Annotated in this window: 13 protein-coding genes; 6 read left to right on the top strand and 7 right to left on the bottom strand. The window is 66.9% G+C overall.

What is annotated here, in order from left to right:
• Window positions 1–66: 66 nt before the first annotated feature.
• Window positions 67–237, top strand: a complete 171-nt coding sequence (locus tag ACE3T8_RS00300; protein ID WP_374605855.1) for a hypothetical protein — start codon at window positions 67–69, stop codon at window positions 235–237.
• A 62-nt stretch (window positions 238–299) separates the two neighbouring features.
• Here ACE3T8_RS00300 and ACE3T8_RS00295 read toward each other — a convergent pair whose 3' ends face one another.
• From ACE3T8_RS00295 to ACE3T8_RS00285, 3 genes are all read right to left on the bottom strand, one after another.
• Window positions 300–527 carry a hypothetical protein gene (locus ACE3T8_RS00295; protein ID WP_374605854.1) on the bottom strand — a complete coding sequence of 76 codons (228 nt, stop codon included), beginning with the start codon at window positions 525–527 and terminating at the stop codon, window positions 300–302.
• 185 nt (window positions 528–712) lie between these two features.
• Entirely contained in the window at window positions 713–1,834 is a 1,122-nt protein-coding gene (locus ACE3T8_RS00290; protein WP_374605852.1) for a fatty acid desaturase, read from the bottom strand.
• 5 nt (window positions 1,835–1,839) lie between these two features.
• Entirely contained in the window at window positions 1,840–2,949 is a 1,110-nt protein-coding gene (locus tag ACE3T8_RS00285; RefSeq protein ID WP_374605851.1) for a ferredoxin reductase, read from the bottom strand.
• Window positions 2,950–3,031: 82 nt separating this feature from the next.
• Here ACE3T8_RS00285 and fabR point away from each other — a divergent pair, with 82 nt between their 5' ends.
• Both fabR and ACE3T8_RS00275 read left to right on the top strand, forming a co-directional pair.
• Entirely contained in the window at window positions 3,032–3,691 is a 660-nt protein-coding gene (fabR, locus tag ACE3T8_RS00280; protein WP_374605849.1) for an HTH-type transcriptional repressor FabR, read from the top strand.
• A gap of 147 nt (window positions 3,692–3,838) precedes the next feature.
• A complete protein-coding gene (locus tag ACE3T8_RS00275; RefSeq protein ID WP_374605847.1) occupies window positions 3,839–5,065 on the top strand; it encodes a hypothetical protein in 1,227 nt (408 codons plus the stop codon).
• A 15-nt stretch (window positions 5,066–5,080) separates the two neighbouring features.
• On the opposite strand, the gene ACE3T8_RS00270 is transcribed toward ACE3T8_RS00275, so the two are convergent.
• Window positions 5,081–6,103, bottom strand: a complete 1,023-nt coding sequence (locus ACE3T8_RS00270) for a TIGR00266 family protein (protein ID WP_374605846.1) — start codon at window positions 6,101–6,103, stop codon at window positions 5,081–5,083.
• Window positions 6,104–6,226: 123 nt separating this feature from the next.
• Between ACE3T8_RS00270 and ACE3T8_RS00265 the strand changes: the two genes are divergently transcribed.
• A complete protein-coding gene (locus tag ACE3T8_RS00265; RefSeq protein WP_374605845.1) occupies window positions 6,227–6,682 on the top strand; it encodes a hypothetical protein in 456 nt (151 codons plus the stop codon).
• A 49-nt stretch (window positions 6,683–6,731) separates the two neighbouring features.
• On the opposite strand, the gene ACE3T8_RS00260 is transcribed toward ACE3T8_RS00265, so the two are convergent.
• On the bottom strand, window positions 6,732–7,295 hold the full coding sequence (locus tag ACE3T8_RS00260; RefSeq protein WP_374605843.1) for a YdeI/OmpD-associated family protein: 564 nt from the start codon (window positions 7,293–7,295) through the stop codon (window positions 6,732–6,734).
• 103 nt (window positions 7,296–7,398) lie between these two features.
• Here ACE3T8_RS00260 and ACE3T8_RS00255 point away from each other — a divergent pair, with 103 nt between their 5' ends.
• Entirely contained in the window at window positions 7,399–8,178 is a 780-nt protein-coding gene (locus tag ACE3T8_RS00255) for a ThuA domain-containing protein (protein WP_374605842.1), read from the top strand.
• A gap of 50 nt (window positions 8,179–8,228) precedes the next feature.
• On the opposite strand, the gene ACE3T8_RS00250 is transcribed toward ACE3T8_RS00255, so the two are convergent.
• On the bottom strand, window positions 8,229–8,501 hold the full coding sequence (locus ACE3T8_RS00250) for a DUF2789 domain-containing protein (protein WP_374605840.1): 273 nt from the start codon (window positions 8,499–8,501) through the stop codon (window positions 8,229–8,231).
• Window positions 8,502–8,719: 218 nt separating this feature from the next.
• Between ACE3T8_RS00250 and ACE3T8_RS00245 the strand changes: the two genes are divergently transcribed.
• Window positions 8,720–9,664 (top strand): lysostaphin resistance A-like protein, encoded by a 945-nt coding sequence (locus tag ACE3T8_RS00245; protein WP_374605838.1) that lies wholly within the window; start codon window positions 8,720–8,722, stop codon window positions 9,662–9,664.
• Between the two features lie 26 nt (window positions 9,665–9,690).
• On the opposite strand, the gene ACE3T8_RS00240 is transcribed toward ACE3T8_RS00245, so the two are convergent.
• On the bottom strand, window positions 9,691–11,499 hold the full coding sequence (locus ACE3T8_RS00240; protein ID WP_374605836.1) for a DUF885 domain-containing protein: 1,809 nt from the start codon (window positions 11,497–11,499) through the stop codon (window positions 9,691–9,693).
• Between the last annotated feature and the right edge of the window lie 39 nt (window positions 11,500–11,538).

Genomic DNA, 11,538 nt, shown 5'->3' with positions numbered 1-11,538 from the left:
CGCATCCTTCACTCGTGGTCAGGACGGCCACGTACAACCCCCACGTACATCACAGGAGTGCAATCGATGCCCACCAACCCGCAGAACAATCCGCAGACCAACAAGGACCAGAACCAGCACGGACGCGACCAGCAGCTTGCCGGCAACAATCCCGCCAGGCAGGCACGCGACCAGCAGGACCTGGACAAGAACCGCGACGCGAAGCAGTCGCCCGGGCGCGACACCAGCCAACGCTGACGTCCGCAGCGACCTTGATCAGCGAAGGGCAGGCAACCGCCTGCCCTTCGCGTATGTGCGAGTCACGCCATCGACGCGGACGACGGCGTCGGCTTCCAGCCCAGCACACGCGCCGGCAACATGAGCAGCGCACTCAGGAACGCGAACAGCGCCGAGAACGTGATGCCGAGCAGGCGGAACGGCAGCGACAACAGCCACGCGATCGGCCACAACACCAGCGCCAGCAACGCCAGCGGCCAGCACAGCACCAGCAGCAGGCACCAGGCGGACAGGGCGATCAGGGTCTTCATGGCTTCGGGTCTCGCGAATGGAAATATGGAAATGGAGTCAGAGTGAATTTCCCGCCGACCAATGGTGGATCAAAGAACCATGTCGGGAAACTTCACTCTGACCCCATTCCCTACGCCGAGCCATTCCGCTGCAAGCACTTTGCGACGAAACCCCGGATGCGGCGACGAAGTTTCGTCTAAGACACTCATGCGCTCGCCGCAGGCGCAGGCGCAGACGCCCGCGGCCGGCTCGGCAGGGCATGCCGCAGGATCCGCCAGACGACTTGCCCGAACTGCACCGGCATCGACCCGGTGTTGTAGTGCTGGCCGTAGCGCGCGCAGATCGCGCGCACCTCCACCGCCATCGCGGCGTAACGGTTCGCCGGGATATCGGGGAAGAAATGGTGCTCGATCTGGTGGCTGAGGTTGCCGGTCATCAGGTTCATCACACGGCCGCCGGTGAGGTTGGATGAACCGCGCAACTGGCGCAGGTACCACTGGCCGCGCGATTCGCTGCGCACCGACTCGCGCGAAAAGGTTTCGGCATCCGCGGTGAAATGACCGCAGAAGATCACCGTGTAGGTCCAGAGATTGCGCAGCACATTGGCGACAATGTTGCCGAGCAGCACCGGCAGGAACCACGGGCCGGCCAGCAACGGCCACAGCACGTAATCGCGCAACACCTGCTTGCCCATCTTGCGACCAACCGGGCGGAACTGTTCGCGCAGCTGGGCCAAGCGCAGCTTGCCGGCGAACCAGCGCCCCAGGCGCAGGTCCTGGATCGCGATGCCCCATTCGAACAGCACCGCGAACACCACCGCGATGGCCGGCTGGAAGAGGTGGAACGGCTTCCAGCGCTGCTCCGGGAACAGCCGCAGCAGACCGTAGCCGATGTCGTCGTCCATTCCACGCACGTTCGTCCACGTGTGGTGCTGGTGGTTGTGGGTCTTGCGCCAGTTGTCGCTGGTGCCGGCGATGTCCCATTCGTAGGCCTGGCCGTTGAGCTGCGGGTCGCCCATCCAGTCGAACTGCCCGTGCATCACGTTGTGGCCGAGTTCCATGTTTTCGAGGATCTTCGACAGCGCCAGCAACAACGTGCCGGCGATGCACAGCGGCCACAGCAATACCGGCACGAATGCACCGCCGATCGCTCCGCCCAGCAACAGCAGGCGACCGGCCAGTCCGATCCAGCGCACCGCGGCAGCAACGCGGCGGATGTAATCGGCATCGCGCTGGCCCAATGTCGCGACGGTGCGCGCACGCACGGCGTCGAGTTCGTTGCCGAAAGCGTCGAGTTCCGAAGGCGTCAGCAGGCGGTTTCGGGTCATGGCGGTCACAGGTCGAGGATCAGATCGGTTGCGGCACGGTTGACGCACAGGCGCAGGGCGGTCACCGGTTCGTGCTCGACATCGCCGGTATGCAGGTGGCGGGTGGTACCCGCGCGCTTGCCGCAGGCGCAGGTGTTGCAGATGCCCATGCGACAACCGGATGCCGGCGACACACCCGCCGCCTCCAGTCCTTCAAGCAACGAACTGCCACGCGGCAAGGTCAGCACGCGCTGGCTGGCGGCCAGGGTGATCTGCACGTCGCCGTTGCTGTCTGCGTCGTCGTCGACGAGGCGCGGCGGGGAGAAGGCTTCGCTGTCGAAAGCCACGGCATGCGCTGCGGCCAACACACGCGCCGCTTCCACGAAGTCGTTCGGGCCGCAGGCAAACACGCGACGCCGTGCAAGGTCGGGCACATGCAACGCGAGCTGCGCGGCATCGATGCGACCGCTGCCTTCATCGTGCCCCGTCGCGGCATCGCCCGTGAGCATGAATCGCACGTCGAAGCCGGGCAGGTCGCAGGCGAGTCCGCGCAATTCGTCGACAAAGCACAGTTCCTCGCGACGTCGCGCCCAATACAGCAGGGTCACCGCCACCGGCATGCCGCGTTCCGCCAACGCGCGGGTCATCGACAGCAGCGGCGTGATCCCGCTGCCGGCGGCGAGGAACAACAACGGCGCATCGGCTCGTGTCGGCAGCGTCATCTCGCCGAAGGCCGGGCCGATGTCCAGCCAGGTGCCGACCGGCGCGTGATCGCACAGATGCTGGCTCAGCTTGCCGCCTGCCATCCGCTTCACGGTGATCGCGATGCGGCCGTCCGCGCGCGGGATGCCGGTCGGGCTGTAGCTGCGACGGACGCGCCGACCGTCGACTTCGGCCCCGATGCTGACGTGCTGTCCGGGCTGGAACCCGCCCCAACCGCGGCCGGGTTGCAGGACCAGGGTGACCGCGTCGGCCGATTCCCGGCGGCGCTCGATCACCTTCGCCCGCCCCGCATTCGCGCCGGGCAGCAGGCGGTCGGCCCAGAACTCCAGCGACTGCGGAGGGGCCATGACCTCGGCAATCCCTTTCAGGAGGCGGGAGGCGGGGCGCGGACGGACCTGGAGTGCAGCGTTCATGGCGGCCAATATACACGTGAATGCACATATGTCTATACAGTTGTGCATTGACGAATGCCGATATGATCCGGCACTGCCTTTCATGGCCTTCGCCTTGACCCAAGCCGCCGCTTCCGACGCCAGTCCCGACACCGGCCACGCCGTCCGCAAGGCCGCGATTTCCCGCGAGGACCTGCTGGCCGCGGCCCTGCGCCTGATCGGCCCGCACCGCAGCGTGTCCAGCCTCAGCCTGCGCGAGGTAGCACGCGAGGCCGGCATCGCGCCCAACAGCTTCTATCGCCAGTTCCGCGACATCGACGAGCTCGCGGTGGCATTGATCGACCTCGCCGGGCAATCGCTGCGGCGGATCGTCGGTGCCGCGCGCCATCGCGCCGCCAGCGGACGCAGCCTGGTGCATGGCTCGGTCGAGGCCTTCATGGAACAGTTGCGCGCCGACGACCGCCTGCTGCACGTGCTGTTGCGCGAAGGCACGGTCGGCTCCGACGCGTTCAAGAGCGCGGTCGACCGCGAACTGGGGTTCTTCGAGGAAGAACTGCGGATCGACCTGATCCGCTTCGCCAAGGCCGACGGCGTGACCCTGCACGAACCCGCGCTGGCCGCGAAGGCGATCACCCGCCTCGCGTTCGCGATGGGCGCGGCCGCACTGGACCGCCCGGCCGACCGCGACGCCGAAGTGGTCGAGCAGCTCTCGCAGATGGTGCGGATGATCCTGGTCGGCGCGCGCGCGCTGGAGCGGCACTGACGCCCGCCGACGCGTCGAGCGCACCACCTCACCGGCAACTTTGCCGGATCGAATCAATCGCATCGCATTCGCCATTCCAGGTGTGATGCCACTGGCCACGTGCGCGGCATACGCGAACAATCGCCGCACGCCCTGCGGAAATCGCACATGCCGTCGTCGACATTCGTCCTTGCTGCATTGCTGCTGTCCGTCGCCGGCATCGGTCACGCGCGGAGTGACGGCGATGATCGCTACGCCGCACTCGATGCCCTGATCGCGCGCGAACCGGCACACATCGGTGCGCTCCACCATGCCGCACGCACCGCTGCGAACGCGGGCGACGGCGATCGCGCAATCGCCTACCTGCGCAAACTGGTCGATGCCGGCTTCGACGACGCGCTGGAGCCTGCCGACTTCGCGTCCTTGGCGGATCGCGCGGATTACCACGAGATCGCGCGGCGCCTGGAAGCCGCGAGCGTCATCGGCACGCCCGTGCTGCACGCCGAGACGCAGTGCCTCGACGTGTTGCCGGAGGGCACCGCATACGACAGCGCGCGCGACCGTTTCCTGATGTCCAGCGGCCGCCGACGCAACGTGATCGCGGTCGATGCCGATGGCCGTTGCAGCGACGTGTTGCCGCCTGGAGATGACCACCTGCTCGCGGTGCTGGGCATGGATGTCGATGCCGAACGCGATGTGCTGTGGGTCGCCAGCGCGACCGCGCCGTTCATGCGCGACGCAGCATCGGCAAAAGCGGGTGAGACGCGGTTGTCGCGCATCGACCTCGCCACCGGTCGCGTGCTCGCTTCGTACGCACCTGCCAATGCGGGACTGCTGAACGACCTCGACCTGCTGCCCGATGGCCGCATTGCGGTGACCGACAGCATCTCCGGCACGGTCTACCTGCTTGATCCTTCCTCTGACTCACCCACGTTGCAGCCGGTGTTGCCCGCAGGAAGTTTCGAAGGCCCGAACGGCATCGTCGCCCTCGCTGATAGGGCGTTGGTCGTCAGCGATTTCCATGCGCTGTGGCTCGTCGATCCGTCGGCACCGGCACCGATGCGCAAGCGCCGGATCACCACCCCAGGTGGCCGCTACCTCGGCGGCATGGATGGCCTAGCCCGCGATGGCGAGCACATCGTCGCGATCCAGAACCTGGTCGGGCGTGGGCGGGTGTGGCGGTTCCGCATCAACCCGGCATCCGCGCATGTCGAGGATCTGCACCTACTGCTGCGCCAGCATCCCGACCTGCGCAACCCGACCACCGGCGTGGTGGTCGGTCGCCGCTTCCTGTTGGTCGCCGATCCCAACCTGCAGATGTTCGCGAACGATGCGGTGACGCCCGCACCGCCAGGTCGGCACGGGCATCGCATCCTGGCGCTGCCCTTGCCCTGATCGTCCGCTGCGCTGTCAGAACGAGTTGTCGCCGTCCAGGATCCGGCCGATCCCGCCCAGCACCGAGCCTTCACCGCGCGCGCCGCCGTTCTGCGGCGCGGCGGCCAGCATGCGACCGGCGAGGCGCGAGAACGGCAGCGACTGCAGCCACACCTTGCCGGGGCCGGTGAGCGTGGCCAGGAACACGCCTTCGCCGCCGAAGAACATGCTCTTCAGGCCGGCGACGCGCTGCACGTCCATGTTCACGGTCGCGTGGTAGCCGACCACGCAGCCGGTATCGACATCGATGCGCTCGCCCGCGGCGAGTTCGCGTTCCACCACGCAGCCACCGGCATGGATGAACACCCAGCCGTCGCCTTCCAGCTTCTGCATGATGAATCCCTCGCCGCCGAACAGGCCGGTGAGGATCTTCTTCTGCAGGTGCACGCCGACCTGCACGCCGCGCGCGCCGGCCAGGAAGCTGTCCTTCTGGCAGATGATGCGCCCGCCGTGCTCGTCCAGCTTCATCGCCATCACCGTGCCCGGATACGGCGCGGCGAACGCGACCTTGGCCTTGCCGCTGCCGCTATGCGTGTACATCGTGGTGAACAGACTCTCGCCGGTGATCACGCGCTTGCCGGCGGACAGCAGCTTGTCCATGAAGCCGCCCGACTGGCCGCTGGCCGAGCCGTCGCCGAACACGGTGTCCATCTGCACCGCGCTGTCCTTGAACATCAGCGAGCCCGCTTCGGCGATGGCGCTCTCGCCCGGATCCAGTTCGATCTCGACGAACTGCATTTCCTGGCCATGGATGCGGAAGTCGATCTCGTCGGCGCGGCCCTTGCCGCCATTGCGCGGCGGCGGCGGTGGGGCTGCGGCCGGATCGCCCGGTACGCCATCGACCAGCTCGGCGATGTTGCGCACCGGCAGCCAGTCGCCCATGCCGTCCTTCCATGCCAGCAGCGCCGGATTGCGCGCAGCCTGCGCGCGCGCCGCGTCGACATCCATCGGGCCCAGGCGGTTGTTGCTGGCGGGGTCGTGCAGGTGCCACTGGCTCATCGCGAACTCCATTGCGGGGAATGCGGCGAAGTCTAATGCGCGCGCCACGACCGGCAAGATGCCGGAAGTCGCGCTTGATCCGCGGTTTAATGACCACATTGCTCACTGGATCGATGACGGTCGATGCGCATCTCCCGCCTGCTGCTGATATCTGCGTTTCTTTGCCTGGCCAGTTGCGCATCGCATGCGCCGCGCGAGGCCGCGACGCCACCATCGATGTTGCTTGGCGATTTCGTCGACGATTACGGCATCGGCCATCGCATCGATGCGAACGAATGGCTGCAACGGCCGGACACGCGCTATCGCGTGGTCGCCTGGCATCCCGATGCGCAGTACCTGATCGCGCAGAACGATGCGACTAATCGTAGCGATGCAGGCCGCTGGACACGCATCGACTGGATCGCTTTACCGGGCATGCCGCCATACAGATGGGCGTTCTGCCTGAGCGCCTGGGAGGCCGCGACGCAGGCCGATGCGGAGCGCGCGGACATCGCCCGCCGCGACACGCCGAAGACCGGCTGCAATGGCTATCCTTTTTCGCGGATGCGGCGGGTGGTGCAGGAAAAGGGGTCAGAGTGAAGTTTCCTGATCGAATCTTCCGAGCGATCTGAATTACTCGGCAGGAAATTCACTCTGACCCCTTTTCCGCAGCCGCTTCCGGCGCGCCCATGTTGCCCTTGCTGTACTTGCCGGAGCGATCGAAGCAGCAGGCGCGGCGATTGCCGCAAGCCAGTTTGTCGATGGCCACGTCGATCCGCTTCACCCGCGTCTCCGCTCTCTTGCCGGAGGTGATCCAGTGGATCCAGTCGCGTCGCGCGACGGTCGTGATGTCCTTCCACGTCGCCGTGGCGGCGGCGTTCGCGGCCAGTGCTGCGCGCAGGTCGGTGGGCAGCTTCGGTTCCGGTTCCTTCGCCATCGGCGCGATCTCGAGTTGCACCGACTCGCCAGGCCCGATGCCGGCGGCTTCGTGCAGCTTCTTCTCGACCTTCAGCCAGTGACTGCCTTCGCCATCCGGCTCCAGCGTAGCCTGGAAGCGCTGCCCGGCCAGCGTGCCTTGCACGCTCACCATGCTGCGGGTCGGCAACTTCGCGCTGGCGGCCGCAGGCAGGACCAGGAACCGCCAGGTCGCGCCCTTCGGTTGTGCGGGGCGCCGCAGCGTGGCCTTGAATCGGATCGTCGCGGGCTCGCTCATGCGAAAAGGGGTCAGAGTGAAGTTTCGTGATCGGATTGTTCTACAAACCGTGAGCTCCCGACACGAAATTCACTCTGACCCCTTTTCGTCCTAGCATCGAGCCATGAAACGCCTGCTGCCCTGCCTGTTTCTGCTGCTCGTCGCCTGCCTGCCCGCGTTCGCGCAGGGCCAGTTCAAGCTGCTGGTGGTCGCCATCCCCAACCAGTACCACCACGACTACACGGTGGTCGCGAAACCGCAGTTCGAGCGGATGTCGAAGCAGCATGGCGTCGACCTGGACTGGGCCTGGAACAACAGCGCGTTCGATGGCGACTTGTCGCGCTACGCCGCCATCGTCCTGCTCAACACGCCGGGCGATGCCCTGCAGAAGCCGCAGCGCGGCAAGCTGGAAGCCTATGTGCGCGGTGGTGGCGGCATCGTCGCCGTGCATCGCGCGCTGATCTTCAATCCGCCCGGCGACTGGCCGTGGTTCGAGACGCTGATCGGTCGCAGCTTCCGCATCCATCCGATGGTGCAGACCGCGACCGTGCGCGTGCGCGATCCCGCGTTCCCCGCCACGTTCGGGCTGCCGTCGCGCTGGATCTGGAGCGACGAGTGGTACGAATTCGGCGAACCGTTGCTGCCCGGCCTGCGCACGGTGCTGTCGGTCGACGAATCGACGTATGACCCCACGCGCATCTGGCCCGGCCAGGTCGCGCGCGGCATGGGCGCGGAGCATCCTGTGGCCTGGTACCACGCCTACGACGGCGGCCGCGTCTTCGTCACCGCGCTGGGCCATCCGCCTGCGGTCTACGACGATCGGCTTTACCTCGACCACCTGTACGGCGGCATCTGGTGGGCCGCGACCGGCAAGGGCATCGACCCTGCAACGGGGTCAGAGTGAAGTTTCGCGACGAAGGCTTCTGCACGGGCCAGGTTTGGCTGGCGCGATATTCACTCTGACCCCATTTCGTTCGCCAGCCGCGCGGCCACCGCATCCGCGTGCAGTGCCTCGTTGAATTCATCCACGACGATCGCCCAGTCGGCGTCCTCCACCCACTCCTCGCGCAGGAACTGGCGCTGGCCCTCGTTCCAGAACGCCGCTTCGGACACGCGCACGTCCTCCGGCAACTGATGCATGCGGATGAAGTCGGCGATCTCGTGCTTCTCCGCCGGCAGGCCCAGCTGCAGGAACAGGTTGGTCATGCTGCTTTCGGTGGTGTCCATGCGCGGCTCCGGTGATGGTGCGATGCCGGAGTGTCGGATACGGGATGTCAACGCGGCATCGTCATCGCCGCGCCGGCATCCGGCGGCAGCGTCAGGGCTTGGTCCGCATTCGCGGGCGTTCATCCCGCGCATCGACGGCTCCGTCGCAGGCCAGGTCGATGGCGCGTGCGTGCGTCGTACTGTCGCACTCCTGCGCTGTGCAGCACGATCAAGCGACCATGCCGCCCGATACCCTCGATCCGGATGTCACCACGCGCCCCCGCATCGGTTGGCCGCACTTGCGGCTAGCCGGACGCATGCTGCTCGCATTGCTGTTCGGTGGCACCGCGGTGCTGGGCGCGATCTTCGTTTTCCGCCAGGGCGCGTTGCCGCTGATCGACGCGTGGCTGCAGCCCGATGCCGGCACGCTCAGCGCGATCCGCCGCATCGGCATCCTGCTGGCCGCGGTGACGGGGTATTGGGCGTATGTGCGCTTGCACGAACGACGCCATCCGACCGAACTGAAGCCGCCATTGCTGGGCCTGCCCCTCGGCGCAGCCGGTGGTGCGTTGATGATCGGCCTGCCGATGGCCCTGCTGTTCGCGATCAATGCCTACGAGCCGTTGCTGGTGCGCGGCGCATCGTCGGCGTTGTGGGGCGTGGCGGCGTTGATCGTGATCGCCGCGACGCTGGAGGAGCTGGTGTATCGCGGCCTGCTGTTCCGCGTGCTGGAGCGCACCATCGGCACCGGCATCGCATTGGTGGTGCAGGCGCTGGTGTTCGCGGTGATGCACCTGGACAACCTGACCCATGCCACCGCCGGCGACATCGTCCGCCTGCTGGTGTCGGTCAGCCTGCTGGGCGTGTTGTGGGCCGGCCTGTTCGTGCTGACCCGCAACCTGTGGGTAGTGGCCGCGCACCACGCCGCCTGGAACTTCACCATCCTGCTCAGCGGCCTGCCGCTGTCCGGCATCGAGGACTGGCGCGCGCTGGCGCCGCTGCAAAGCCGCATGGTCGGCCCGGACTGGCTGACCGGCGGGATGTTCGGCCCGGAAAGCTCATGGCTGGTGATCCTGACGACGACGGCGGCGACCATTTGGTTGCTGCGCGTGGCGAAGCGGCGTGGCGGGTTCGTGGCCGCATCCATCGCACCAACGAAAACGGCGGTCGCCAGGTTGCCCTGAGGACCGCCGTCGCATCCGTGAACTGCTTACTTGATCGGCTCGTCCAGCATCAGCTGGCGCACGAAGCGCACCGGCGGCGCGCCGTAGGACAGCACCTTGTCGTGGTACTGCTTGGCGCTGAAGCCCGTGCCCTGCTTCGCTTCCACCGCCTTGCGCATGTCGACGTGTTCCTGCGCGCCGACGAAGTAGGTGGCCAGCTGCGCGGAGGTGAGCTGCGCGCGCTTCCACTTGCCGTCGGCCTCGCGCTCCTGCTGGAAGGTCTTGTTGACCATCAGGTCCATCGCCTGTTCCTTGCTCCAGTCGTCCACGTGGACGCCCTGGTCGAGGATCGAGTTGGCCACCGCGCGCAGGTAGAACTTGAGCTGCACCAGGCGGAACAGCGGATCGTTGTCGAGGTAGCCGGCATCGGCCAGCATGTCCTCGGTGTACACCGCCCAGCCTTCCGCGAACGGGCCCGAGCGCAACACCGCGCGCAGGGTCGAGGGATGCTTGGCCGAGTGCACGCCTTCCAGGTAATGCCCCGGCATCGCTTCGTGGATCGACAGCAGGTGCAGCATGCGATTGTTGTATTCGCGCAGGAACGAATCGACCTGCTCGCTGCTCCAGTCGTCCGGGATCGGCGAGATCGCGTAGTAGGTGTCCAGGCCCTTGTCGAGCGGACCCGGCGAATCGCAGTACGCCACTGCCACGCCGCGCTGGAACTCCGGCATCAGGATGATCTTGACCGGGTCGTCCGGCACCGTGACCAGGTCCTTGGCGCGGACGAACGCGGTCGCGTCCTTGGTGGTCTGGGTGGCGTACTCGACGACCTTGTCGCGCGCCGGCCGTTCCGCGTAGGCCAGCTCCAGCGCGGCCTCGATCGCCTTCTGCTTTTGTGCTTCGCTCGGCGCATCCGGCAGCTCGGGTGCATCCGGCTTGTCCTTCAGCACACCACGCGCGACCACATACATCTCGTCGCGCACGCGCGCGATCTCGGCCTCCGCGCGCTTGCGGATCTCCGGCCGCGTCAACTCGGAATTCAGCGAGAACTGCAGCTTCTCGTCGTACAGCTTCTGTCCGATGCGGACATCGCCCTTCGCATTCGGCACCAGGGTCTTGTCGAGCCATTCCTGGTGCTCTGCGACGGCCTTGCGCAGGCCGGCCACCGCGGCATCGAGCCGCGTACGGTCTTCGCCCTGCAGCTTGTCGGCGTTCGGGGTGATGAAGGTGTCGATCAGGCTGAGCAGCCCGGCATGCTGCTTGGCCACCGTTTCCGCATGCAGTTTCGGCACCCGCGCGGGGACGATCTCGGCACGCATCTGCGCGAACATCGCCGGCAGTTTTTCCATGCGCGCGGTCGCCGACTTCAGGCGCTCCGGCAGCGGCGCGAATTCGCGCGCCATCAGGTTGTAGATCGCGCTGCCGGCCAGGCCGCTGTAGCCCTGCGGATCCCAGGCCCAGGCCTGCAGGGTTTCGATCGACCAGATGTCGCCGCGCAGCTGGTTGCGCAAGATCAGGGCATCGACCTGGTTCTCGCGCGAGAGCGTCTTCGCGTCGATCGCGTCGAGTTCGGCCAGCAGCGTCTTGCTGAAATCCAGCGCGCGCTGGCGACCGGCCGCACTGACATCGTCCAGCTCGGCATCGAAGCGGTGGTCGCCGATCTGCGTCGCGGCCACCGGATTCAATGGCAGCCAGCCTTCCAGCCAGCGCTTCGACAACTCGGCGAACTGCGCATCCGCCTGCGAGGCCGCAGTCGTCGCGGTGTCCGGCGATGCAGCGGGTGCGGTCCGTGCTTCCGCCTTGCACCCGGCGACGAGCGCGGTCAGCAGGGCGGCGGCGAGCAGGGAATGGCGCATGGCGTGTCTCCGGCACGAAAGTGGCCAAGCTTAGGTCGA

The organism is Thermomonas sp., assembly GCF_041919455.1.
Classification (GTDB): domain Bacteria; phylum Pseudomonadota; class Gammaproteobacteria; order Xanthomonadales; family Xanthomonadaceae; genus Thermomonas.
Note: the sequence above shows the minus strand (reverse complement) of the source record. Positions and strands in the feature narration are given on the sequence as shown.

What these genes read in the sequence shown, in the direction of transcription:
- ACE3T8_RS00300 (WP_374605855.1), top strand. Translation starts at nt 67, where the DNA reads ATGCCCACCAACCCGCAGAACAATCCGCAGACCAACAAGGACCAGAAC.
- ACE3T8_RS00295 (WP_374605854.1), bottom strand. Translation starts at nt 527, where the DNA reads ATGAAGACCCTGATCGCCCTGTCCGCCTGGTGCCTGCTGCTGGTGCTG.
- ACE3T8_RS00290 (WP_374605852.1), bottom strand. Translation starts at nt 1,834, where the DNA reads ATGACCCGAAACCGCCTGCTGACGCCTTCGGAACTCGACGCTTTCGGC.
- ACE3T8_RS00285 (WP_374605851.1), bottom strand. Translation starts at nt 2,949, where the DNA reads ATGAACGCTGCACTCCAGGTCCGTCCGCGCCCCGCCTCCCGCCTCCTG.
- fabR (WP_374605849.1), top strand. Translation starts at nt 3,032, where the DNA reads ATGGCCTTCGCCTTGACCCAAGCCGCCGCTTCCGACGCCAGTCCCGAC.
- ACE3T8_RS00275 (WP_374605847.1), top strand. Translation starts at nt 3,839, where the DNA reads ATGCCGTCGTCGACATTCGTCCTTGCTGCATTGCTGCTGTCCGTCGCC.
- ACE3T8_RS00270 (WP_374605846.1), bottom strand. Translation starts at nt 6,103, where the DNA reads ATGAGCCAGTGGCACCTGCACGACCCCGCCAGCAACAACCGCCTGGGC.
- ACE3T8_RS00265 (WP_374605845.1), top strand. Translation starts at nt 6,227, where the DNA reads ATGCGCATCTCCCGCCTGCTGCTGATATCTGCGTTTCTTTGCCTGGCC.
- ACE3T8_RS00260 (WP_374605843.1), bottom strand. Translation starts at nt 7,295, where the DNA reads ATGAGCGAGCCCGCGACGATCCGATTCAAGGCCACGCTGCGGCGCCCC.
- ACE3T8_RS00255 (WP_374605842.1), top strand. Translation starts at nt 7,399, where the DNA reads ATGAAACGCCTGCTGCCCTGCCTGTTTCTGCTGCTCGTCGCCTGCCTG.
- ACE3T8_RS00250 (WP_374605840.1), bottom strand. Translation starts at nt 8,501, where the DNA reads ATGGACACCACCGAAAGCAGCATGACCAACCTGTTCCTGCAGCTGGGC.
- ACE3T8_RS00245 (WP_374605838.1), top strand. Translation starts at nt 8,720, where the DNA reads ATGCCGCCCGATACCCTCGATCCGGATGTCACCACGCGCCCCCGCATC.
- ACE3T8_RS00240 (WP_374605836.1), bottom strand. Translation starts at nt 11,499, where the DNA reads ATGCGCCATTCCCTGCTCGCCGCCGCCCTGCTGACCGCGCTCGTCGCC.